General features: G+C 71.1%; 19 protein-coding genes. 10 read left to right on the top strand and 9 right to left on the bottom strand.

Annotated features, from left to right (window positions below):
* Positions 1–99 precede the first annotated feature (99 nt).
* Both OG505_RS27250 and OG505_RS27245 read right to left on the bottom strand, forming a co-directional pair.
* Positions 100–735, bottom strand: coding sequence for a prepilin peptidase (locus OG505_RS27250; protein ID WP_405428825.1), 636 nt, complete (start codon positions 733–735; stop codon positions 100–102).
* Positions 736–745: 10 nt separating this feature from the next.
* Entirely contained in the window at positions 746–1549 is an 804-nt protein-coding gene (locus OG505_RS27245) for an EamA family transporter (protein WP_405428824.1), read from the bottom strand.
* An 81-nt stretch (positions 1550–1630) separates the two neighbouring features.
* On the opposite strand from OG505_RS27245, the gene OG505_RS27240 reads away from it, so the two are divergent.
* From OG505_RS27240 to OG505_RS27230, 3 genes are all read left to right on the top strand, one after another.
* Positions 1631–2509 (top strand): flagellar basal body protein FliL, encoded by an 879-nt coding sequence (locus OG505_RS27240; RefSeq protein WP_405428822.1) that lies wholly within the window; start codon positions 1631–1633, stop codon positions 2507–2509.
* A gap of 330 nt (positions 2510–2839) precedes the next feature.
* On the top strand, positions 2840–3295 hold the full coding sequence (locus OG505_RS27235; protein ID WP_405434742.1) for a hypothetical protein: 456 nt from the start codon (positions 2840–2842) through the stop codon (positions 3293–3295).
* Positions 3296–3428: 133 nt separating this feature from the next.
* Positions 3429–4667: an AAA family ATPase gene (locus tag OG505_RS27230; RefSeq protein WP_405428820.1), complete on the top strand. Its 1239-nt coding sequence runs from the start codon at positions 3429–3431 to the stop codon at positions 4665–4667.
* A gap of 21 nt (positions 4668–4688) precedes the next feature.
* Here the strand turns inward: OG505_RS27230 and OG505_RS27225 are convergent, their stop codons facing one another.
* Positions 4689–5237, bottom strand: a complete 549-nt coding sequence (locus OG505_RS27225) for a GNAT family N-acetyltransferase (protein WP_405428818.1) — start codon at positions 5235–5237, stop codon at positions 4689–4691.
* A gap of 134 nt (positions 5238–5371) precedes the next feature.
* On the opposite strand from OG505_RS27225, the gene OG505_RS27220 reads away from it, so the two are divergent.
* Together OG505_RS27220 and OG505_RS27215 are read left to right on the top strand one after the other, a co-directional pair.
* A complete protein-coding gene (locus OG505_RS27220) occupies positions 5372–5917 on the top strand; it encodes a DoxX family protein (protein WP_405428817.1) in 546 nt (181 codons plus the stop codon).
* A gap of 224 nt (positions 5918–6141) precedes the next feature.
* The gene (locus tag OG505_RS27215) at positions 6142–7587 is read left to right on the top strand and encodes a glycosyltransferase 87 family protein (protein WP_405428815.1); all 1446 of its coding nucleotides are present in this window, start codon (positions 6142–6144) and stop codon (positions 7585–7587) included.
* Positions 7588–7591: 4 nt separating this feature from the next.
* On the opposite strand, the gene OG505_RS27210 is transcribed toward OG505_RS27215, so the two are convergent.
* The 5 genes from OG505_RS27210 to OG505_RS27190 form a co-directional block, all read right to left on the bottom strand.
* A complete protein-coding gene (locus OG505_RS27210) occupies positions 7592–8020 on the bottom strand; it encodes a molybdenum cofactor biosynthesis protein MoaE (protein WP_405428814.1) in 429 nt (142 codons plus the stop codon).
* A complete protein-coding gene (locus OG505_RS27205) occupies positions 8017–9273 on the bottom strand; it encodes a molybdopterin molybdotransferase MoeA (RefSeq protein WP_405428812.1) in 1257 nt (418 codons plus the stop codon). The genes OG505_RS27210 and OG505_RS27205 overlap by 4 nt, the downstream gene beginning before the upstream one ends.
* 76 nt (positions 9274–9349) lie before the next feature.
* Positions 9350–9820 (bottom strand): molybdenum cofactor biosynthesis protein B, encoded by a 471-nt coding sequence (locus OG505_RS27200; protein WP_405428810.1) that lies wholly within the window; start codon positions 9818–9820, stop codon positions 9350–9352.
* Complete coding sequence (gene moaC / locus OG505_RS27195; protein WP_405428808.1) at positions 9817–10308, bottom strand: cyclic pyranopterin monophosphate synthase MoaC; 492 nt, start codon at positions 10306–10308, stop codon at positions 9817–9819. The genes OG505_RS27200 and moaC overlap by 4 nt, the downstream gene beginning before the upstream one ends.
* 262 nt (positions 10309–10570) lie before the next feature.
* Positions 10571–13579, bottom strand: a complete 3009-nt coding sequence (locus tag OG505_RS27190) for an AfsR/SARP family transcriptional regulator (RefSeq protein ID WP_405434740.1) — start codon at positions 13577–13579, stop codon at positions 10571–10573.
* A 761-nt stretch (positions 13580–14340) separates the two neighbouring features.
* Here OG505_RS27190 and OG505_RS27185 point away from each other — a divergent pair.
* The 5 genes from OG505_RS27185 (at position 14341) to OG505_RS27165 (ending at position 20130) form a co-directional block, all read left to right on the top strand.
* Positions 14341–16806 carry a putative bifunctional diguanylate cyclase/phosphodiesterase gene (locus tag OG505_RS27185; protein WP_405434738.1) on the top strand — a complete coding sequence of 822 codons (2466 nt, stop codon included), beginning with the start codon at positions 14341–14343 and terminating at the stop codon, positions 16804–16806.
* A gap of 99 nt (positions 16807–16905) precedes the next feature.
* The gene (locus OG505_RS27180; protein WP_405428807.1) at positions 16906–18240 is read left to right on the top strand and encodes a glycosyltransferase 87 family protein; all 1335 of its coding nucleotides are present in this window, start codon (positions 16906–16908) and stop codon (positions 18238–18240) included.
* A 41-nt stretch (positions 18241–18281) separates the two neighbouring features.
* Positions 18282–18914, top strand: coding sequence for a phosphoribosyltransferase (locus OG505_RS27175; RefSeq protein WP_405428805.1), 633 nt, complete (start codon positions 18282–18284; stop codon positions 18912–18914).
* A gap of 22 nt (positions 18915–18936) precedes the next feature.
* Entirely contained in the window at positions 18937–19320 is a 384-nt protein-coding gene (locus OG505_RS27170) for a zf-TFIIB domain-containing protein (protein ID WP_405428803.1), read from the top strand.
* A 132-nt stretch (positions 19321–19452) separates the two neighbouring features.
* A complete protein-coding gene (locus OG505_RS27165) occupies positions 19453–20130 on the top strand; it encodes a maleylpyruvate isomerase N-terminal domain-containing protein (protein WP_405428801.1) in 678 nt (225 codons plus the stop codon).
* A gap of 16 nt (positions 20131–20146) precedes the next feature.
* On the opposite strand, the gene OG505_RS27160 is transcribed toward OG505_RS27165, so the two are convergent.
* On the bottom strand, positions 20147–24052 hold the full coding sequence (locus tag OG505_RS27160; RefSeq protein WP_405434736.1) for a replicative DNA helicase: 3906 nt from the start codon (positions 24050–24052) through the stop codon (positions 20147–20149).
* Positions 24053–24438 lie beyond the last annotated feature (386 nt).

The raw sequence follows: 24438 nt of genomic DNA, 5'->3' as shown, positions 1-24438 counted from the left end.
CGGACGACCGCTACCGGCGATGTCACCGACGGTGATTGCCCGCCGCTGGGTCCGGCAGCGCTGCGGCGGCCAGCGCGTCGGCCACGCGTTCCGGCCTGGTCAGCTGAGGAGCACGGCGAGCCAGGTGCCCGTCAGCAGGGCCGGTCCGAGGGGCAGCAACGTTTCGCGGCGGATTTTTCGGGCTGTCAGAAGGCCGAGGACCAGGACACCGTGCAGCAGGTGCGGCAGGAGCAGCCCGGCCAGCACGGCGTCGCGGCCCAGCCAGCCGAGCGGCAGCCCGAGGACCGCGGCGAGTTTCACGTCGCCGAACCCCAGCCGGGAGCCGGGCGACAGGGCCAGCAGCACGTGCACCGCGCCGGAGACCGCCGCGCCGACCAGTGCGCCGACCAACCGCCCGGGAGTGCCGGCCAGCAGCGCCACCGTGGTCAGACCACCGAGGGCCAGCACTGCGGCGGCGAGGACCAACGGGTCGGGCAACCGCAGGCACGCCAGGTCGACCACGGCCAGTACCAGCCCCACCGCCGCCACCGCGAGGAGGACCGGCAACGCCGGGTCGTCACCGCGAGCGCCGATGAGCCCGGCGAACACCACGGCCGCCACCACCGGGCTGAGCCAACCGCCACGCCGAGGCTCCGACCGGGCCGGCGCAGTGCCGAAGCGCCGGGCAATCCGGGGTACGGCGACACCGACCACCGCCCCGAGCAGCGCGGCCGGCACCAGCCCAGCGGCCGACATGGGCCGGACGTTACCTCCGGCCCGCCGTCGACGCGGTCCCCGATCGTGATCCCGCGCCTTCCCGGCGAGGGCGTTCGGTGGTCACCACCAGGGCCACCCCGGCGACGATGACCGCCCCGCCGAGCAGCACCCGGGGGGTGATCGGCTCGGCCACGAGCAGCGCCCCGAGCGCCACCGCGCCGGCCACCATCTGGTACACCGTGCCGACGAACGGGTCGGCGGGCATCCGGATCCGCCCCGACAGGAACGACCCGACCGACCACGCGACGGCCCCCGCCACCACCGTCAGCGCGCCGACCAGCGGCACCGCGTCCGCGCTGCCGGCGGGCAGCACCAGCAGGACCAGACCGACGAAGCCGAGCGTGACCCCCGCGAAGTGCCAGACTCCAGGCCGGTCACCGGTGGCGGAGCGCAGCAGGACCACGAGCAGCGGCACGGTCGCCACCAGCAGCGCCGCGATCCCGGACGGCACCGCCACCCCGGGCGGCCCGGACTCGGCGAGCACCACCAGGCCGTTGCCGCCGGCGAGCAGGAGCACACCGACCAGCGCGGCGGAGCCGAGCTGGCGACGCTGCACGCGAAGCGCGCCCGGCCCTCGGCGCAACCGCAGCACCACCGCCAGCACCACGCCGGCGACGGCGAACCGCAGGGCGGCCGACAGCAGCGGCGGCATCGTCTCCACCGCGACCCGGATGGCCAGATAGGTCGAACCCCACAGCAGGTAGACCACGATCAGCGCGGTCCAGACCAGGGTTGGCGCGGTGGCGGCGCGGCGGCCGGGCAGGGCGGCGACGCTCGGTGGAGATGAGCTCATCGGTGGACCACGCTACGGTGACCTCGGAGTCGGCGTCGCGCATTGGTGGCCGGCCTCTCACCACTCGTGCAGGAGGGCGGCATGACGAACTACGGACCACCGGGTGAGGGCTTCCGAGGCCCGTGGCGTGGGCAACGGCCCGACGAGACGCCCGGCCGGCCGCCGCAGCAGCCCTATCCGTCGGGCGCCGAGCCCTACCCGCCGACGGTTCAGTCCTACCCGCCCGCCCCTGCGGAGCGCCCCGGGTCCTACGGCGACGGTCCGTACGGCGGCGAACCGGCGAGGTCCTACGGTGGCGGCCCCTCGTACGGCGGCGAGCGCGGTACACCGTACGGGGCTGAGCCGTCCGGTGCGCCCTATGGCGGCGGACGGTACGGCGGGGAGGCCGGGGCGCCGTACGGTGGCGCGTACCGGCCTGCCGAGGCGCACCCCCCGTACGGCGGGGTGCCGTACCGGCCCGACGACGGCCCGTACGGCGGTGACCCCTCACCCGGCCCGTCCCGACGCGGCAGAGGGCCGCTGATCGCGGTGGTGGCCGTCGTGGTGCTGCTGGCGCTGGCCGGTGGCGGCGCGTACTGGTTTCTCGGCCGGTCCGACGATCCGGCCACCCCGGCGGCCGCGCCGACCGGTTCCGCCGGTGTCGGGGCGCCCAGCGCGGCCGTGACCGAGCCGGCCGAGCCGGTGCCGAGCGCCGCCGCTCCGGAGTCGTCGGCCGACCCGCGGTTCGTCAAGGTCGGCCAGTGTGTGCGTAACGACGGGGCGGCCGGCGGCAAGCCCAAGCTGCTGATCAGCGGCTGCACGGCGAAGTCGTACGAGGTGCTGCGCCGGATCGACGGCGCGACCAGCGGCGAACGCGACGCCGAGGCGAAGTGCGCCAAGGTTGAGGGCTACACCAACTGGTACTTCTTCGACAGCGAGCTGGACACCCTCGATTTCGTCCTCTGCCTGAAGCAGCGCTGACCACCCACCCCTGGGGATGAGATGACGACCAACGGACCATCGGGTTCCGGGCAGCCGGACGACCCGTACCAACGCCCGCCGATCGGCCCCGACGGCCCGTCCCCGGCCGACCCGACCGTCCCCCAGTGGGGCCCGCCACCACCGCAGCCACCGCAGTGGGGTCCGCCGCCGCAGCCGGCGCAGTGGGGTCCGCCGCCGCAGCCCTCGGAATGGGGCCCACCGCCGCAGCCCTCGGAGTGGGACGCACCGCCGGGGCCGTTCCCACCCGCCGGGCCCGCCCCCGGCCAGCCGGCGGCGCCGTGGCCTCCGCAGGCGCCCGGCGGGTACGGGATGCCACCCGCCCCGCCGGCGAAGAGGAACGGTGGAAAGATCGCCCTCATCGTCGCGCTGGTGGTCCTGCTTCTGGTCTGCCCCTGCCTCGGCCTCTTCGGCTGGGCGGCGTGGAAGGTCGCCGACAGCGACAGCGACTCTGCCGCACCAGCTCCGTCGCTGAGTGCCCCCGTGGTCCCGCCGGGCCTGCCCAGCGACGCCCCGAGCCCGGTCCTGCCGTCCCCGGACGAGGAGGAGTTCGCCAAGGGGGACTGCGTGGTCAACGACGGCAGCGAGGACGACGCGGACCTGCGCAAGGTGCCGTGCGCCCCGAACACCTACCAGGTGCTGCTGCGCATCCCGGCGACCACCGACGGGGACCGGTGCAAGACGCTCGCGCCGCAGGCGACCGCGAACTACGTGCACGACAACGCGATCGACGTGTTCGATTACGTGCTCTGCCTGAAGAAGCGGTAATCCTTCCGCAAACTAGGGCTGTCTAGCGTGGACGCTAGACAGCCCTAGTTTTGTCTCGACGGCCGCAACACGCCGGTAGCCTCATCTATCCATATCTAGCTTCGCAGCTAGAGGGCCCGATAATCTGCGATGCGTGGATCCGGTCCGCAATCCGTACGCCCCCGGCGCCGGCCAGCGCCCGCCCGAACTCGCCGGGCGGGGGCGGGAGCTGGACGTCTTCGACATCGTGCTGGAGCGCGTCGCCCGCGGTCGCCCCGAACGCAGCCTCATGCTCACCGGCCTGCGCGGCGTCGGCAAGACGGTGCTGCTCAACACCCTGCGTTCGCAGGCGATCAACCGACTCTGGGGCAGCGGCAAGATCGAGGCCCGGCCAGACCAGTCACTGCGCCGGCCGGTCGCCGCCGCGTTGCACATGGCGGTCCGCGAACTCGCCCCCCGGCACCGCGCCCCGGACCGGATCGACGCCTTCCTCGGGGTGCTCAAGGCGTTCGCTCAGCGGTCCACACCGACCGGCCGCGGGGCCCCGTCGAAGCTGCGCGACCGGTGGCAGCCCGGCATCGACGTGCCCGCCGCCAGTGGCCGGGCCGACTCCGGCGACATCGAGATCGACCTGGTCGAGCTGTTCACCGACGCCGCCGCCGTGGCCAGTGACGTGGGCACCGGCGTCGCGCTCTTCATCGACGAGATGCAGGACCTCGGGCCGGAGGACGTCTCCGCGCTCTGCGCCGCCTGCCACGAACTGTCCCAGATCGGCGCCCCGCTGATCGTCGTCGGCGCCGGGCTGCCGCACCTACCGGCCGTGCTCAGCGCCGCCAAGTCGTACTCGGAACGGCTCTTCCGCTACCAGCGCATCGACCGGCTCGATCGGATCGCCGCCGACCAGGCGCTCTGCGCGCCGGCCGAGCGCGAGGAGGTGGAGTACGAGCAGAAGGCCCTCGACCTGCTCTATGAGAAGTCCGGTGGCTACCCGTACTTCGTCCAGGCGTACGGGAAGGCGACCTGGGATCATGCGCCACGGTCGCCGGTCACCTCCGCCGACGTCCGGGTCGCCGCCCCCGAGGCAGAGGCCGAGCTGGCGGTCGGCTTCTTCGGCTCCCGGTTCGAGCGGGCCACCCCGGCCGAGCGCGAGTACATGCGGGCGATGGCCACGCTGTCCCTGGTGGAGGGCGAGTCTGGCGGCGTGGCCCGCGACGACATGGACGCCGCGGTGCCCACCGCCGAGATCGCCCGCGCTCTCGGCCGGAAGCCGGCCAGCCTCTCCCCGGCCCGCGACGCGCTGATCAAAAAGGGGCTCATCTACTCGGGTGAACGGGGCACGGTGGCCTTCACCGTTCCGCACTTCGGCCGGTACCTGCGCACCCAGCCAACCTGACCGCCGCGCCCGCCGACGCCTTCAGACCCTGGACCAGGGCGCCGGAAAGACCACCTCGCCACACGGCGGCGGACCCTCCTCGCTGGTGGACGGCGGCAGCACCAGCGCCTGCCAGGGCTCCCCGAGCCCGGCCCACGGGCTGGTGAAGCCCAGCTCCGCGGCCGGCCCGAAGCCGAAGCGGCGATAGAAGGCCGGGTCACCGAGGACCACGACCAGCCGCTCGCCCAACTCGGTGGCAGCGTCCAGAGCGGCCTGCACCACCGCGCTGCCGTGCCCGGCCCGCTGCCGATGCGGCGCGACCGCCACCGGCCCGAGCGCCAGGGCCGGCGCGACGGCACCGCGATCGGGTCGCACCCGAACCCGGGTGAGCAGCGCGTATCCGACGACCTCGCCGCCGTACTCGGCGACCATGGCCAGTTCGGGCAGCCAGGCGTCGGTGCCGCGCAGGTCGTCGACCAGCCCCACCTCCGGCGGCGTCTGCACCTCCGGGCGGGCGAACGCCGAGGCCAGCACCCGACGCACCGGGCCGACGTCGGCCGGGCCTTCGGGGCGGAGCCGCAGCGTCGTCACCCGCGCGACGTTACCCGTGACGGCCCGTCCATCAGCGATGGTCGCTCGAATCGGCGTGGCGCACGTGCACACCGACCGATCCGGATCCGGCGGTTGCCGGGGTAGCAAACGCCCCGACGGGGTATGACTGATCCATGACGCCCGTACGCTCCCTCGCCCGCGCCATGTTGAGCGGCATCTTCGTGGTCAGCGGGTACCGCAACTTCCGCAACCCGCACCGGCTCGCGGAGACCGCCAAGCCGGTCACCGACCGGGTCGCGCCGCTCCTGCAGAAGGCGCACCCGAACTTCCCCACCGAGACCGAGACGTTGATCCGACTCAACGCGGCGGTGCAGGTCGGCGCCGGGCTGATGCTGGCCACCGGGCGGTTCAGCCGGCCCGCCGCGCTGGTCCTCGCCGGCACGCTGGTGCCGACGACCGTCGCCGGGCATCCGTTCTGGAAGAACGACGACCCGATCGCCAGGAACAACAACGAGATCCACACCCTGAAGAACCTCGGTCTCTTCGGCGGCCTCCTGCTCGCCGCCGCCGACACCGGTGGCAAGCCGGGTATCCGCTGGCGTACCGGTCACCGCATCGGCCACTCTCGACGTTCCATGCAGCGCGCCGTCCGCACCGCCCGCCGCGAGGCCCGGATCGCCGTCCGGTCGGCGGCCACCGCGCGTCGACTCCCCGGCTGACCTGCCTCGATCTGCCTCGATCTGCCTCGGTGCCACCCCACCCCCCGCTAAGGCCACGAATCACCTGAACCACCCGGTAGGCGTTAACGCGGTGGAAATGTCAAAAACATGTGTGGGATCGGACACGGTCGCATAACGCGGGAGGCACTGACGTGAGGCGCCGTTCTAGGCTCCGTGCAGGACCTGGACGGGTAGGACGACCTTGGTACGGGGGTGGCCACGCCATGCCGACGACTGTCGGTAGACGGGCGGACCGCCTCGCCCCAGTTCAACGCGTGACGCGGGGGATCGATCGCAGGAACGTCGTACGGGGCGCCATCGTGGCCGCCGTCGCCTATGCCGCATGGCTCGCCATCGGTGAGTTCGGGCGACCGTACAACTTCTTCGACATGAAGATCTACCACGGCGCGGTGGTGTGGTGGGCGAGCGGTCACGAGCTCTACGAGTTCATCGCGCCCGGCACCACCCTCGGTTTCACCTACCCGCCGTTCGCCGGGCTCGTCATGCTGCCGATGGCGCAGCTGCCGATCGGCGCGGCGGGAATGGTCAACGCCCTCGCCAGCATCGCCGCGCTGACGCTGGTGCTGGCCGGGCTGCTCCGCCCCATCGTGGACCGGTTGGCCTGGCCACTGTGGTTCACCGTGGCGCTGGCGGTGCCGCTCGCGCTCGCCATCGAGCCCAGCCGGGAGACGCTGGGCTACGGCCAGGTCAACCTCCTGCTGTTCGCACTGATCATGGCGGACCTGATCGGGCTGCGGTGGCGCTCGCGCCGGGGCACCCACTACGCCGCGACCGACGGCCCGCTGCTGCGCTTCCTCTACGGTGGCGCCTGGGCGGGCGCCGGCATCGGCCTGGCCACGGCGGTGAAGCTCACCCCGGCGCTGTTCATCGCCTACCTGCTGATCACCCGCCAGTGGCGGGTGGCGGCCACCGCGATCGGCACCACGATCGGCGTGACGATCGGGACCTTCGCGATCGTCGGCGACGAGTCGCGGACGTACTTCGGCAGCGTGCTCTGGCAGACCGAGCGGGTCGGCGCGGCCGACATGACGCCGAACCAGTCGCTCGCCGGCCTGCTGGCCCGGCTGTACGACTCGATCGAGACTCCCGGGCTGCTCTGGCTCGCCTTCTCGGTGCTGATCCTGGCGGTGGGGTTGTCCCGGGCGGCCAGCTCACGCGCCGACGGTGACGAGCTGACCGCGTTCACGCTGGTCGGTCTGACCGCCAACGTGATCAGCCCGATCTCCTGGACACACCACCTCGTCTGGGTGATCCCGGCGATCATCGTGCTGGCCGACGCCGCCGTACGCCGACGCGAGGCGAGCAGGGGTCTGGGGCAGCGCACCGGTCAGGGCGCGGCATTCGGTGGCCTGAGCGGGCTCAACGGTCTTCGCCCGCCGATCTGGTACCCCACGCTGACCGGGTTCCGGCACGGCGTCGCCGCCGTCGGGCTCTACCTGCTCTTCCTGATCTCCCCCATCTGGCCGTACGAGCACCAACTGCCGGAGGTGTCGCACTACCAGGACGGTCTGTTCGGGGCGCTGATGGAGAACTCGCTGGCCCTCGCGCTGATCGTGCTGGTCGCGGCGCTGCCCTGGCGGCCCGGTGCCGAGCCGGCGTTCTACGGCGAACGGCTCACCCGGGCCGTGCTGGTCAACGGCCGCCGCTGAGCGGTCAGGGACAGTTGACCCATTCCTCGGTGCCGTCGGCGAAGACCTGGCGTTTCCAGATCGGCAACCGGGCCTTGGCCTCGTCGACCAGCCGGGCGCAGGCGGCGAAGGCAGCGGCGCGGTGGGCCGTGCTCACCGCGGCGACCAGCGCCACGTCACCGATGGCCAGCGGCCCGACCCGGTGCGAGACCGCCACCGCGTAGACGTCGGGATCGGCGGCGATCTCGGCGGCCACCTCGCGCAGCACCCGCGCGGCGCTCGGGTGCCCCTCGTACTCCAGGCTCACCACCGGACGCCCGTGGTCGTGATCGCGTACCACGCCCTGGAAGGAGACGACGGCGCCGGCCCGCCGGTCGGCGACCGCCGCCTCGTGCGCGACGAGGTCGAGGGGCCGGTCGGTGACCTCGACGACGGTGATCGCCGGCGCGGTCACGATGCCCGCTCCCCGGGCAGCAGCGGCAACGGCACGATCGGGACCCGATCACCCTGCGCACCGTTGGTGCCCGGTCGGATGACGGCGAACCCGTCAGCGCCCGCGAGACCGCGCAGCATCGCCGACCCGACGTGCCGCACCGGGTACGCCGTGCCGGCCGCCCGGTCCAGACGGACCAGCGCCAGATGGGTGTGATCGCCGCGCCCGGGCACCGCCTCGGCCAGTGTGGCCTGGGGCAACACCGGCATCGAGCGACCCTGGAGCCCGGCGAGCAGCGGCGCGACCAGTGACACCAGCGCGACGATGGCGGACTGCGGATTGCCCGGCAGGCCGGCGACGAACCGGACCCGCCCGTCGTGATCGGCCAGCCGGGCCAGCAGCATCGGGAAGCCGGGCCGGACCGCCACCGTGTTGACCACATAGTCGGCGCCCAACGCCTCCAGGGTCGGATGCAGGTGGTCGACCGGGCCGTGCATCGTGCCACCGGTGGTGCAGACCAGGTCGGCGTTGGTCAGCGCCGCGCGCACCGCCGCCACGTGCGCGGGCAGCGTGTCGGCCACCGGGCCCACCACGTCCGACGGACGGACGTGGCAGCCGTAGCGGCGTAGCCACGCGGGCACCGCCGGGCCCAGCGCGTCGCGCACCCGGCCCGCACCGGGCGGACCGGCCGTCAGCAGCTCGTCACCGAAGACCAGCAGCGCGGCGCGCGGCGCCCGCCGGACCCGCATCGTGTCGTGCCCGCAGGAGGCGGCCAGGCCGATCACCGCCGGGTCGACCGGCGTGCCGACCGGCAGAAGCTCCTCATCGGCGTACGCCTCCTCGCCCGGCTGCCGCCACTCCGGCGTCGGCCGGGGAGTGCCGCTGACCAGGCCACCCGTGACGGTGGACTCCTCGATGCGCAGCACCGTGGTGACACCCTCGGGGACCATGGCCCCGGTCGCTATCTCGACGGTCGTGCCGTCCTCGGTGAGTGGCGTGGGGGTGTTGCCGGCCAGCACACGCCCGACGACGCGCCACGGCCCGGCACCGCGCACCGCCCAGCCGTCCACGCTGGAGGTGGGGAACGCGGGCAGGTCGGTGCGGGTGGTCAGCGGTTCAGCCAGGGTCAGCCCGTCGGTGTCGACCAACGGCCGGGCGACGGCGGGCAGCGCGGCGGCCAGACCCACCGCGTACACCCGGGACCGCGCCTCCTCCCACCCGGCCGGCGGGGGCGCGGCGACCCGGTCCGCGGTTGGTGCGGCTTTCGTGCTCACCGACCGAGCCTATCGGGGCGGACCGACGTCCGCCGGGCCTGGGCGCGGACGGCCGGTGATCGTCGGCGCGGACCGATCAGTGGTCGCCGCCGCGAAGCTGGTCGACGGCGTGGCCGAGGATCGGCCCGAGCACGGCCAACCCGTCCCGGGCGCCGCCGGTCGAGCCGGGCAGGTTGACCACCAGCATCCGGCCGGTCACCCCGGCCAGGCCCCGGGACAAGACCGAGGTGGGCACCCGCTCGCGACTGTGCGACCGGATCGCCTCGGCGATGCCGGGGATCTCGTAGTCCAGCAGAGCGCGGGTCACGTCCGGCGTCCGGTCGGACGGGGTGACCCCGGTGCCGCCGCTGGTCAGCACCACGTCGACGCCGTCGCTGAGGGCGGCCCGCAGGGCGGCACCGACCGGCTCGCCGTCGGGCACCACCACCGGCTCGTCGACCTGACAGCCCAACTCGCGCAGGCCGGCGACGAGCAGTGGGCCGCTGGTGTCGGCGTAGACGCCGGCCGCGGCCCGGTTGGACGCGACGATCACCCGGGCCCGGATCACGGCCGGTCCTCCGGCCGGACCCACTCGCCGGTCTTGCCGCCCTCCTTGCGCAGCACCCGGACCGCCTCCACCGAGGCCGCCGGATCAACCGCCTTGACCATGTCGATCAGAGCCAGGCCGGCGACAGCGACAGCGGTGAGCGCCTCCATCTCGACTCCCGTCCGGTCCGCCGTGCGAGCGGTGGCGGTGATCTCCACGGTGTCCGCGGTCAACCGAAGGTCGACGGTGACACCGTGCAGGGCGATCGGGTGGCAGAGCGGGATCAGCTCCGGAGTGCGCTTGGCCCCCATGATGCCGGCGAGCCGACCGACCGCCAGCGCGTCACCCTTGGGCAACCCGTCGCGGTGCAGCAGGTCGACGACCTCGGGCGTGGTGCGCAGACGGCCCGCCGCGACGGCCACCCGGCCGGTCACCGCCTTGGCGGAGACATCGACCATGCGGGCCGCGCCGGCACGGTCGACGTGGCTGAGCTGCGCGGGTTCGGTCACGGCCCTGAGCCTATCGGTGCGGTACGACGCACCGGCGCTCGGAAGGGGCGGCGGCCCGGAACTCGCCGGGTGCGACAGCGCTCACCGGGCCGCGCGCCCCTTCCCTTACCGGACCCGCCGCCGAGGTCGCTGGGGGGACCTGGCGGCGGGCGCGTGTCGACGACCCGGTTCTGCCCACGGGCAGAACCTCCCCCGTTCGCCGATACGCTCCAGAAGCTACCGGGCCCGACGATAAGAAATCGATAAGCGACGTTCGCCCAGGTCAACACGCCGTATCAACGACACCGGCAGCCAGTTGCGCGAGGCGGCGCTCGACATCGAGGCGTTCCGGTACGCCCATCCGACGGAAGATCGCCAACGCCCGCTCCCAGTACCGCCGTGCCTCCACGGGGTCGACGGCGGCAAAGTGCTCCGCGAGGCCGGCCAGCGCACGCCCCTGCTCGTGGGGGTGTGCGATCCGGGTCGCCAGTCGCAGCGCTTCTTCGTGCATCTCGACCGCCTCGCCGTCCCGCCCCTGCGCCCGCAGCGTGCGGCCGAGTTCGTTCAACGCCGCCGCCTCGACGTGCCGCTCTCCCGAACCGATCGCCAGGTTCCGGGCCATCTCATGCTGCTGCTGTGCCTCAGCCAGCCGACCGAGACCCCGGTAGGCGATCCCGAGGTCGTTGCGTACCTCCGCCTCGGCGTAGCGGTGGCCGGTGCGGTCACGCAGCGCCAACGATGCCCTGAGAATCCGGATCGCCTGGGGAAGGTCGCCCATGCGGGTGCGCACGGAGCCGATGTGGCTCAGGGCGTTGAGCACATGGAAGTCGTCGGAGTTCGTCCGGGCCCACGCCAGGTGATGGCGATGCAACCGCAACGCCTCCTCGTAGCGACCCAACGCCGTTAGGGCTATGCCGAGGTTGGTCAGCGCCACCGGCACCCCCACATTGCCGTACCCCTTGTGGTCACGCAGACCTTCCATCCCGAGCGCCACCGCCTCGGTCAGATGGCCGCTCCACCAGTAGACGGGAGCGAGGTTGGCCTGGTAACGCGCGGTGTTCAGCACGTCCTGCGAGCCCTTTGAGAGGGTGACCGCGCGGTTCAGGTGGTCGAGCGCTTCTCGGTTGTCACCGGTTCGAACGTACGCGGAGGCCAGGTAGTTGTTCATCAGCGCCATCGCATCGGTGTTCCCGGTAACCTCTGCCGCTGCCAACCCATGCCGGTGGGTCACGATGATGTCCTCGAAGTATCCGCGGATGTAACAGAATCGCCAGAGGGAGCGGGCCAGCCGCCAGGCGTGTTCGTCGAAGCCCGACTCGTGGGCTGACGACACCATCGTCACCAGGTCTGCCCGCTCCGCTTCCAGCCACTCGGCGCTTGGTTCCCCGATGGCCTCGACCAGCTCGGGCCGGTTGAACGGGAGGTGCGTGACCTGCGATCCGATGACGATGGGCTCAATCGTCTCGGCGACCCGCAGTGCCACCTCCAGCGTGAAGTCGAACAACTGAGCCAGTGCCAGCCGGCGGTCGCTCGGGGAATCGATGCGAGTACACAGCTCGACGGAGTACTGCCGCATCAGGTCGTGCAACCGGTATTGCCGGGAGTCCAGATCCTCCACCAGGTTCCGATCGACAAGGTCATCGATCGCCGCATGGGCCTCCGCCACCGTCAGCCCGGTCAGTGCGGCGACGGCCAGTGGACTGAACCTGTTACCGGGATACAGACCCAGGAACCGGAAGACCCTCCTGGTCGACTCCGAGAGGGGCTCATAGGACGCGGCGAAGGCACCGGCGACCGTGCTCCTCTCCCCGGCCAGATGCAGCGGTGCTGGCGTGGCTCCGGCCATCTGTTCGGCGAGGTCGGCAAACCGCCAACCGCGCCGATGGGCCAGCCTCGCGCCGGCCAGCCGAATCGCCAGGGGTAGGTAACCGCACAGCCGGACCACGTCGGCAGCCGCGTCCGGCTCGGCTTCCACCCGAGCCCGACCAACACTGAGCGCGAGAAGCTCCAGACCTTCTCCGCGATTCATGACCGGCAGCGTCTGCGAAGGCGTGACGTCCGGATGCGAGAGACGCCGCCGCGATGTCACCAGCACGACCGCGGTCGGCTCCGTCGGCAGCAGGGGCAGGATCTGTTCGCTGCTCGCGGCGTTGTCGAGGACGATCACGGACCTCCGGCGACCTAGCTCCCGCCGCCACAACTCCACCCTGGCGTCGAATTCGACCGGGATCCGCTCCGCCGGTACGTCAAGCTGACGAAGCAGGGTGACCAGGGCGCTCGCCGGCTCGACCCTGGTCTTCGCACCGTGGCCGCACAGGTCGATGAACAACGTCGCGTCCGGATAACGCACCGAGAGCTGGCGGGCTAGGTGCACGGCGAGCGTTGTCTTACCGCTGCCCGCCATGCCGTCGATGATGTGCACGGCGGGCACGCGCTCCTCGACCCGCCGCGTTTCCGCCAGCAGCCGCGCCAGCACGTCTTCCCGCCCGACGAAGTCGGCGACCGCCCGGGGAAGATGATCCACCGGCTTGACCTGGACCGGCTCGTCGGTTGTCCCGTCATCCGCCACGCCAGGCGCGGCCGGCGCGAAGCGTCCTGGCCGGATTCCGGGTCGCGAGGCGACGGCTGGCACGGGGCTCGAACTCGCGGTGGCGATCCTGTGCCGCAACTCTTCGATGTTGACCCCGGGCCCCACCCCCAACTCGGTGATCAACCGGGTCTGGATCTCGTCGTACGCGGCGAGCGCCTCCGCGTTGTCCCCGCGCTCGTGCAGGCCCCGCATGAGAAGGACGTACGCCGACTCACGGAGCGGGTGACGAGCGACCACCTCCCGTAACAACGGAATCGCCAGGTGGTCCAGGCCCGAGCGCAGTTGGGCGTCGACGAGGAGTTCCGTGGCCAACAGGCGTTCTTCTTCGGCGGCCACCGCTCGGCCGGTCAGGACAGGCCCGAGTGGGATGCCGGCGAGCATCGGGCCGCGCCACCGCGCCACCGCGCGACCCAGCAGATCCCGAGCCTGGTCCAGACAGCCGGCCGCCAGGGCCTCCCGACCGGCGCTCCGGTCCGACTCGAAGCGAAAGAGGTCGATCAGCTCAGGCGGCACGTCGAGCCGATAGCCGTTCCGCTGTCGCACGATGACGCCTCGGCCGGACGGGAGAGCCTCGAAGGTCCGACGCAGGTTGGCGGCATAGCTCAGCACATTCGCAACCGCTGATCGTGGTGGGCAATCAATCCACAACTCGTCGATGAGATCGTCCACCGGCACCAGTTGACCCGGCTGAAGTAGGAGCATGGCGAAGACCGCCCGCTGCTTTGGCGTCCCCAGGTGCAAAGTGCGCGTGGGCAGTTGCACCGAGAGACCGCCGAGAACTCGAATGTCCACGCGCCCCCCAACGTCAACCGCGACGCTGTATCCAGTCGATCACGCAACGAAGCTAGCTTACGGGGCCAACTCCGACCTCCGCCTACGTCGCGAACCTCGGCATCAGCTGAAATGATGCGTGCGGCACCTGCGCACAAACGACCCGGTTCGCCTTCGCCAGTAACCCGAAGTGCGGATGAGGCTGCAGTCGAGCATCGCCACACTGAATGCAGCCTGCAACTCGCGAGCCAATGTCCATGCTGTCCCGACCAGCCACGGCAGGTTTGAGCGCTCCGCTCAGGAGCGCGGACAGAAAGTGACATATCCACGCCAGCTTGGCTAATGTTGCGCATACCGACATTAATTGTTCCCTTCTGCGCGTTGGCACTCCTAGTCTCGGCCCTACGAAAGAGCGGCGCCCGCGAAGGCTCCGCGTAGCGGCAAAGGGGGGTCGAACGATGCGCAAGAGCACCGAGTGGACCTGATCCGGCTTCGCCCAACGCAGATCCTCACAGTTGAAGGGGTGTCAAATGCGTAGCACCGAGTGGACCTGACTCCTTATCACCTCGCCAGCAGCGGGGTACGCTGCCCGTCAGCGGACATCAACGGTGGGTTACGGGTGAGGCTGAGTGGGCCGGACGACGAGTCGTCGCAGGGATCTCGATCTCCGTCTGCTGACGCTCGTCGGGGTGCTGGTGGTGCTGGCAACCGCCGTCGCTGCGATCGCTGCGATCGCGACAAGCCGCAACCCGCCAAACAGCGCACGGGACCTCTCGACAATTGCGGCGCTCGTCCTGATGATCGCCTCCGGGGCAGTCGTCCGGGCAGGCTTTCGGATCAGGTCAACGACCTTCTCGTTCGCCTGGGTGGAGACTGCCATCGTTCTCGGGCTTGCGCTGGCACCGCAGCCCTGGGTAATCCTGTCCACCGGCGTCGGTATCGCCTGCGCCTCGATCCTTACCCGGCTGACCGCCATCAAGACGGCGTTCGGCATCGCAAAGCACACCCTCGTGGCCGGCGGCACGACGCTGATGGTCGTTCTCCTCGGCGAGCGCTGGCCACCCGACGGCTTATGGGACCTCTTCCTCCTCCTCGGGGCGGTCTACCTCACCGCCGCGGTCCTCGACGACCTGTTGGCCATTCCGGTCATTGCCCTGGCATCGGGCACCCGTGTCCTCCGGCAGTTTCGTAACCACTTCGACCTCCGGCTGGCCGGCTTCGCCGTCCGGTTCGTGGTGGCCGCCTTCACCCTGCTCATCCTCCGGGAGGATCCTCGACTGCTCCTGGCCGTCCCGCCCCTGGTCCTGAGCCTGCACCTGGCCTACTCCGCGCGCATCCGAGGTCGCACCGAGCAGCAGGCGTGGCAGCGGCTCGCCCGCACCACCGACGCGCTCAACGTGGTCGACCTGGACAACGTGCTCACCACCGCCGTCACCCAGGCCGCCGAGTTGTTCTCCGCCGACGAGGTCGAGATCGAGCTGCGCGACCGCGGCCGCGCCGTTCGGGGCGGCACCGGCGGCATCACCTTCGACGGACCAACCGGCACGCCCACCGAGGTGGACGGCACCGTCGTGCCTACCCCGCTGGAAGGCCACGACCGCTCCGTCGACGTCGGCATCCTGCGCCTGCGCTTCCGTGGGCCGGTGCAGCTCTCCGAGCGGGAGCAGTACACGCTGCGTACCTTCGCCTCGGCCCTCTGCACGGCGGTTCGCAACGCCCAGGCGTACGCCGAGCTGGCCCGCGTCGCCGACGAGCACGCGTACGCCGCCACCCACGACGCGCTCACCGACCTCGCGAACCGACGGCACCTGCTCGACCAGGGCACCGAGCATCTCAGCGCCCGGCACGCAGACGGGGTGACCGCACTGGTGTTGATCGACCTCAACCACTTCAAGGAGGTCAACGACACCCTCGGCCACGCCGCCGGCGATCAGGTGCTGATCCAGGTCGCCGATCGGCTGCGCGGGGTCGCCGAGGCCAGCGATCTGGTGGCACGCCTCGGCGGTGACGAGTTCGCCGTACTCCTGCGTGGGCTGCCGGCCCCCGCGGTGGCCGCGCACCGGGCCGAGACGCTGCTCGCCGCCCTGCACGAGCCGTTCGAGCTGGACGGCATGCGCATCAGCGTCGAGGCCAGCGGCGGGATCTCCGTCGCCCCGGCCAGCGGCGGCATGGCCGAGCTGCTGCGCCGCGCGGACGTCGCGATGTACCAGGCGAAACGAGCCGGGCAGCGGATCTCCACGTACGCCCCGACCCGGGACACCGCCGACCTGAGCCGCCTCACCCTCGGCGGTGACCTGCCCCGTGCCGTCGCCCACCACGAGTTCATCGTCAACTTCCAGCCGATCGTGGACCTGGGTACCGGCGAGGTGACCAGCGCGGAGGCCCTGGCCCGCTGGCACCACCCCACGCACGGGCTGATCGATCCGCTGCGCTTCCTGGAGGCGGTGGAACGTTCGGGAATACTGCCGGCCTTCGCCGAGGCGATCCTCGACCAGGCACTGATCGCCGCGGCCAACTGGCGCGACGCCGGCTTCGACGTACCGGTCGCGGTCAACGTGTCGCCGCGCAGCCTGCTCGACGCCCGCTTCCCGGGCTCGGTGCTGGCCCGGCTGCGGGCCCACGACCTTCCCCCGGACCGACTGGTGCTGGAGCTGACCGAGACGTTGACACTCAGCCAGCTCGACGTGGTCGACCGGGTGCTCAGCCGGCTACGCGACGAGGGCGTGCGGTTGGCGCTGGACGACTTCGGCACCGGCTACTCGTCGCTCTCCCTGCTCTCCCGGATCCCGGTGCACGAGCTGAAGATCGACCGCAGCTTCGTGACGACCATGGAGAGCTCGGCCGAGGCCGCAGCCGTCATCCGCTCCACCCTCGACCTGGGCCGCAGCCTCGACCTGGCAGTGGTGGCCGAGGGCGTGGAGAGCGAGCCGCAGCGACGCGCTCTCTGGGAGTTGGGCTGCGTGGCCGGCCAGGGCCACCTGTTCGCCCGGCCGATGCCCGCCGGCACCATGCTCGCCGCGTTGCAGCGCGGGTCGGGCGGCCAACCCGGCACTCTGGCGCCTCCGCTGCACGACACCGGCGCGGTGATCCGGCTGAGCCAGACCCGCCGCCAGGCCGGGCGTTCCCGGCCCGACCGCCTTCCCCACCTGCCCGCCTGAACGGGGCACGAGCACGACCTGCCGCCGCCGGTGTGATCGGGACCGGCCGGAGCCGCGCGGGCAACGAGGTGAGCAGCGAGCTCTGCCAGACTGGCGCTCGTGATCGCAGACGCCCCGACCGCCCGCCGCCACCGCTGGTGGTGGACGCTCGACACCGCCGCCGGCGGGCTCGCCCTCGACCTGGGCCTCTACGCCGTGTCGGCCGTCTTCGCGGCGATCACCGCGGTCACGTCGACCCTGCTGCCGCACCGCGCCTGGGGTGCGGTCGCCGCCGTCGGCTACCTGGTCGCGGCGCTGGCGGCGACCGTTCAACTCCTCCTGCGCCGGCGCAACCCGGCGACGCGACCGGCCGGCCTTCGGGCCCGCTGGGCGGTGACCGGTCTCGCGTGGGCGAGCACCGCGCTGCTACCCGCGCTCTGGCAGAGCGTCGAGCGGGCCACCGGACGCGCCGACCGCGCCCAGGAGGAGGTGCTGGTCGTCGAGCAGGCCGGCACCCGCCTGCTGGAGCACGGCACGCCGTACCTCGGCCGAGACGCGATCGCCGCCCTGCCGGCCGGTGAACAACTGCTCGGATACACGCCGTACCAACCGGGCATGGCGCTGTTCGGCCTGCCCCGGGCACTCGCCGACACCTGGTGGACCGACGCCCGGGTGTGGTTCGCGGTGGGCACGGCACTGGCGCTCGCCCTGGCCGTGGCCGCCCTACGCGGCACCGTTGGCGGCCCTGGCGTCAAGACACACCGGTCCGATGCCGCGCTGCTGCGCGGCGTGCAGGCCGCCACCGTCCTGCCGATCTGCGCGCTCACCCTCGCCACCGGTGGCGACGACATGCCCGTACTCGCGCTCTGCCTGCTGGCCCTCGCACTCGCCGCCGCCGGTCGGCCCGGCCGGGCCGGCCTCGCGGTCGGATTGGCGGGCGTGCTGAAGCTGTTCGCCTGGCCGATCGCCCTGGTCCTGATCGTCTGGGGTCTGACCCGGCGAGCCGGCGCCCGCGTCGCGGCCGGCGCGATCGGGTTGCCCGTCGCCGCGCTGCTCCCGGCCCTGCTGGTCGACCGCGACGCGCTGACCGAGAACGTGCTGCGCTTCCCGCTCGGGCACGGCCTGGTCACCAGCCCGGCGCAGTCTCCGTTCCCCGGTCAGCTGATCGCCGCCACGCTGCCCGGTGGCCGGCTGATCGCCGCCGCACTGCTGGTCGCGGCCGGCGTGGCCATCGCCGTCCGACTCGCGCGCCGCCCGCCGGCCACGGCCGCCGCCACCGCGCTGATCTGCGGGTACGGACTCCTCGCCGCGATCGCTCTGATGCCCTCCACCCGATTCGGGTACCTGCTGTACCCGCTGGCTCTGCTCACCTGGGCACCCGCCCTGCACAACCCGGACACCTTACCGACCACTCCGACGCCCGACCGCGTGCCCGGTCGGGCCACATCGGTCTAACCGGCGGGCGAAACGCCGCCGCACGGCGTACACCTGAAGACATGACCACGTACCGCGACCGCGCCGAGGCGGGCCAGGTGCTCGCCGAGCGGCTCACCGCCCTCATCGGCGAACCGGACACGGTCGTCCTCGGCCTCGTCCGCGGCGGCGTACCGGTGGCCCGGGTCGTCGCCGAACGGCTCGGCGCTCCCCTCGACGTGCTGGTCGTCCGCAAGCTCGGCATGCCCTGGGCCCGGGAGGTCGCCTTCGGCGCGCTCGGCCCGGGCGGGGTGCAGGTGCTCAACGACGCGATGGCCAGCCGCCTCAGCAGCGATGACATCGCCGAGGTCAGCCACCGCGAACAGGTCGAGTTGGAGCGCCGCGAGCGGCTCTATCGGGGCGACCGTCCACCGCTGGACCTCACCGGCCGCGTCGCCGTGATCATCGATGACGGTCTGGCCACCGGCGCGACCGCCCGCGCGGCCGTCGAGGTCGTCCGCCGGCTCGGCGCCCGCCGGGTGGTGGTGGCCGTACCGGTCGGCGCGCAGGAGGCGTACGAGCTTCTGGCGGCCGAGGCCGACCAGGTCGTCTGCGTGCAGCGCCCATCGGATTTCGGCGCGGTGAGCGTCTACTACGACGACTTCCACGAGGTCTCCGACGACGAGGTCACCGAGGCGCTCGCAGCAACCGCTTAGCTCGACCAGGTACCGTCGGGTGATGAATAGCCTCACCTGTCCCAAGTGTCACGGCGAGATGCGTCAATACGAGCGCAGCGGTGTCGTCATCGACCAGTGCGGGGAGTGCCGGGGCATCTTCCTCGACCGCGGCGAGTTGGAGAAGCTGTTCGAGGCAGAGGCCAACTGGAGCCGCCAGCAGGCCGGCGGTCCGCCGCCGCAGCCGATGCAGCAGCCGGGCGGCTACCCGCCGCCGCACGCCCCGGCGCAGCACCAGCCCGGCTACGGCGCGGTCCCCCCGCCGCCGCCCCCGCCGCCCGTCCACGGCTACCCGCCGGCACCTGCCTACGGTCAGCAGTACCAGGGCTACCACGGGCACTACCGGCACAAGAAGCGCAAGGGCTTCCTCGACGAGATGTTCGGCTGAGCCCGACCGCGGAGTCATCCCCGGTGACGTGCCTCTGAGCTACGGTCGTGAGTCAGGGACACGTCACCCGTGGCCCATCACCCACGCCGTCGATGGTTGGCGGCCGGGGTGCGTCATGCGAGGCTGCATCGCATGACCGGGATCCGGCCGGACGAGGCTCTCGCCCAGGCGTACGACGGCATCACGGCAGTGGTCGACGGCCTGGACGACGCGCACCTGCAACGAGCGACCCGCTGCCGGGGCTGGCTCGTCGCGGACCTGCTGCTGCACGTGCTCGGCGACGCCCAGCGGGCACTCGTGGCCCTGGCCAGCCCCGTCGATGGTCCCGCCGACGTGGACGACGTCTCCTACTGGCGCGGCTTCCCGGCCGGCGATGACCAGGCCGCCCGGCACGCCTGGTGGGTACGCCGCTCGGCATCCGCCTTCGACCGGCCGAACGGCATCGTCCGGCGGTGGCAGGAGACCGCCCCGGCGGCGGTCCGCGCCGCCGGGGCGGCGGACCCCGAGGGGTACGTCACCACGCAGGGGCACGTGCTGCGCGTACCGGATCTCCTGGCCACCCTGACCACCGAGGCCGTGGTGCACCACCTGGACCTGACGCCGGAGCTGCCGGACGCGCCGCCACCCGGCCCACTGGCGGTACGGGCCGCGGTGGCGACGATGGATGGTCTGCTGAGCGACGACGCGGTCCGCCCCGCCGGGTGGGACGACAACGAGTTCCTGCTGAAGGCCACCGGCCGGGTCCCCCTCACCGACCGGGACCGGCTGGCGTTGGGTGAGGCGGCGGGCTGGTTCCCCCTGTTGGGGTGACCCGATCCGGCACGCCTCAGCCGATGGCCATGTCGACGAAGCGGGACAGGTGCAGCTGAGCCGCCACCGTCACCGTGTCGGTCGGCCCATTCCGATGCTTAGCGACAATGAAATCCGCTTCGCCCGCCCGCGGCGACTCCTTGTCGTAGTAGTCGTCGCGGTGCAGCAGGATGACAACGTCGGCATCCTGCTCAATTGAGTTGTGCGTGGCGATGCCATTGGCAATGAAATTATGCTTTCCGAGCACGGTCGCGTCGAACACTTCGTGCTCACCGATCGACTCGATGGACACAATCGAGTCCCAGAAGATGTCGTTGGTCGCGTGCAGGTCCAGGTCGGCAGCGTCAAGGACACCGGCAATCGCCGCCAACCGAGAGCGGCTGGGCGCATGCTTCCAGAGGGTGCTGCCGCAGAACTGGGTGCCGATGGCCTTCGCGAACTCACGGTGGGACATCCCCTGCTCGACCAAGATCTCCTTGACTCTGGTCCACACCTCGCGGGGCACCGTGTCGACGTTGGTGTTGCTCTCTGTCGAACCCAACACGGCAAGCAGAGCGGCGCAGCCCTCCGAACGCTGTCCGTGGACGCCGATCTCGCGCAGGAACCTCAACTGGTCGTCCCGGCCGGAGATGTCGAGCGTGTATTGCGGGCGGTGGCCGACAACGGGTACGGCCTTGAGACGAGCCGTGATGCCGTACCTCAGGAGCAGTCTGGAGATGTCCTCGAGCATTCGCCTGCTCGTGGACGAGAAGTAGACACGGCCACCCCGACCTGAGCTATTGACGGTCACCGAGCCGTCAGTGGCCCACAGATGCCGCAGGAAAGCGGTGATCTGCTCCTTGGGAAGGTTAAAGACCGAGGGCGGAACAAACTTCTCGTGCGACCGCAGGCCGAAGAGGCCCAGGCCGTCCAGCCACTCTGCGATCGGGTTACGCCGACCTCGGGCCAACCGGAAGGGCGCAGGCAACCGCAGGGTGGTCACCCTCGCGGACGCGTACTCGTCACGAACGGCGGTGATTCCGAAATGTTTCGCCGCCTCCGTCACCGCCTGCAGATTCAGCTCGTCCCGACTCGCGTAGCGGATCGGCTGACGTCGCACGAAGGAGCCGTCGCCCAGCAGGTGCGCCAGCATCACGACTTCCGCGTCAGCCCAGGGGCGGATTGTCATCGGGGGTGGCAGGTGTCGTGGCGTCGCGATCCGGTCTCCCGGTGCCAGTTCACCGAGTGGTACCCACCCGGTGAACGCGAGGAAGGGATGGTTCGCGGTGGCGTCGATCTGCTTGCCCGACGCGAGGGTCAACCGGAACACCTCGCGGGTGCCGCTCGGAAAGACGTGAGTCATGGTGCGAGGGGTGTAGCGGAGGGTCTCGTCCAATGCCCAGACCGGGATGTCCTTCGTGCGGTTGGACAACAACTCGCCGAGAGTTATCTCCGCATTGTTGTCTGCACGAACGACTCGGGTATCTGCTGTGAGACAACCCGACTCCCGCAGGTCGGACAGCTGGGGGCGTTTGTCGGTGCGCTGCTCGGGGCCACGGTTCAGCTGACTCACCGCGATGACCGGGCACTCGACCTCCTTGGCCAGCAGCTTCAAGCCACGGGAGAGGTCCGCGACCTCCTGCTGCCGGCTCTCGGTGCGCTTCGGCGAGGTCATCAGCTGGAGATAGTCGACCACGATCATCTTGAGGTCGTGCCGCTGCTTGAGCCGGCGGGCCTTGGCCCGGATCTCCATGAGGTTCATGCTCGGCGTGTCGTCGACGAAGAGCGGCGCTTCGCTGATCTCGCCCATGCACCGGGCCAGCTTGGTCCAGTCGTCGTCGGAGAGCTGCCCGCTACGCAGAACGTGCAACGGCACCCGCGCCTCGGCCGAGAGCAGTCGCATGACGATCTCGACCTTGCTCATTTCGAGCGAGAAGATGGCGGCAGCCTGGTTGGCGCGAATGGCAGCATTTCGGGCAAAGTCCATGCTGGCAGTGCTGTTGTGGGTGGGGATCATGGACCGACCGGCCAGGTACAGGTGGTCGTCGTTGTCGACGGTCACGCACCGCACCGGCACGCTGGGAACCGGCCGGACGTCCACGATGAAGCGGCAACCCGTTCGAGCGGGTCCCTCCCCCCGCCGACGCGCCACGTGCGCATCCCGCTTTCGGGCGAGCCCGAAGACCTCGTCCGTGGTCGTGAAGTTCAAGGTGTACGCGACCGACGTCTCCGGCTTGCGTCCCTCGACTGCCTCGAGACTGATTGAGCAGCGGTAACCGAGACTGACGATCAGCTCGTACACATCTGCGGCCAGCCGCTCCGAGGTGCTGGTGAACTGAACATTTCCCGTACCGGTGACAGTCCCGTCGGTGTCGAGTAGTCCCGCAAGTAGGGCGCGGCGCTGCCCTTCGGACGCGCGCAGGTAGGCATCGGGTATGTGCTTGACGTTCAGCACGCCCGACTCTCGCAGGCTTCGTACCAGGGACGAAGGACGATTCCCGCAGGCCACGCAGCCATTTCGACGCCTGTCGCACACCGGGCAGCTCTTGGGCAGGATCGTGTAGAGGGTCGAGACAGAGCGTGACCGCCTGATCTCGAAGCCGTCCTCCTCGATGCGCCGGAGGATACCGGGGTCAACGGTGGTGATCCGGCTGTCGGCGCTGCTGCCGTCACCCAACCAGGCACCAAGGGTGTACGGCGGGATAGGAAGGAGTCGATCGGGAAGGTTGAGCGGGGCTGCATTCGTGACCGCGTGATTGAGACGACGGTCTGCGGTCTCCGTGCGAAGTGTCGCCCGAATCTGCGCGGTGGTGAAGACCCCCGGCTGCACGCTGTCAGCCAAACCAGCGGTCCACCGCTCCACGCGGTTGAGTGAACCCCCGTGAAGCGCTCGGGCGGGATACGCGCGCGCGGGGCGTGCACCCGGCCTGCCGCGCATGGTGGGGGAAGCCCCTCGCGGTATGTCACGGGTTACCCGCTGGGCGGTGTGCACGAGTTCCGCTCCGACAGAGCTGGCCAACTCGTGGATGGTGACAGTGTCCGTGCTCGTCGCGGTTGCGGCAGCGACGCGGAGTCGCTCCACGGTCTCCGGACGCCAGTAGTTGCGGCGCCTGACGTCATCCGCTCTGCGGCTCGCGCGGGTGGTGGTTTTCCACAGATGCTCGGCGTCGGCGACGAGGACCGACCCGTCGGAAAACTCGACCTCGTAGCACGGGCGATCGTGACGTACTTCGAAGGCGTGCGTGACAGTGGTGGGATGCCCGTCGGCGCCGATCAGCCGGTCGCCGACCTTGACCTCGCCCATCGTGGTCCAGCCATCCGGCGTCGGCAGCGGGGTGTCGAGCGCGAGCGCCTTACCCAGACCAGGCCTGCCCGCCACGATGATCAACTGGCCGGCGTGCAGGCCGTTGAGCAGCCGGTCCAGGTCGGTGAAGCCGGTCGGCACACCGGTCATCATTCCGCCCTGCGCACCCACCGCCTCGATCTCGTCGAGCGTCGGCTGAAGCATGTCGGCCAGGATCGCGAAGTCCTCGCTGACCCGCCGTTCGGTGACGTCGTAGACGGCCTGCTGCGCGAGGTCCACGACATCGTCGACGTCGCGGCTGCCGCCGCTGGCGGTGCCGTAGCCCAATTGCACGATCTTGGTGCCGGCCTCGACCAGCCGGCGCAGCACCGCCCGCTCGCTGACGATCCGCGCGTAGTAGGCGGCGTTCGCGGCGGTGGGCACGCTGGCGATGAGGGTGTGCAGGTAGGGTGCCCCGCCGACGCGGACGAGGTCGCCGGAGTCGGCGAGTGCCGCCGCAACCGTGATCGAGTCGGCCGGCTCACCCCGGCCGTAGATGTCCAGGATGATGTCGAAGATGGTGGCGTGCACCGGCCGGTAGAAGTCGTTGGTCTTGAGGATCTCGACGACGTCGGCGATGGCGTCCTTGGAGAGCAGCATTCCGCCGAGGACGCACTGCTCGGCGGCGACGTCCTGGGGTGGGGTTTTGTCGAACTGGCCGTCCCGCTGCACGGGCGGTTGGCCACCGCCGGGCCGTGACTCCGCCCGCCTGTCGTCGGTGACCGACACGGGTCCCCCCTCCACTGCGTCGGATCCGGTCCCAGCTCTACTGCCGGGGTACGACAGTTCCCTCCGACCAGGCCGGTCGATCGGGGGCCATCGCGCCGGCGGTCGAGGGCCAACCATACGGACCCCGAGGTCAGCGACTCAACAAGCCCGGTGGACGAGCCTCGGGACAACCTGTGGACACCGGTGGACGAGCATGTGCGCAGGGTGTGCACAGGCTGTGGACAACGGTTGGGGAATTCTCGACCACAAGCCTGTGA

The sequence above is a fragment of the Micromonospora sp. NBC_00617 genome, from assembly GCF_045161355.1.
Lineage (GTDB): Bacteria > Actinomycetota > Actinomycetes > Mycobacteriales > Micromonosporaceae > Micromonospora.
This window is presented reverse-complemented; position numbering and strand designations above follow the sequence as displayed.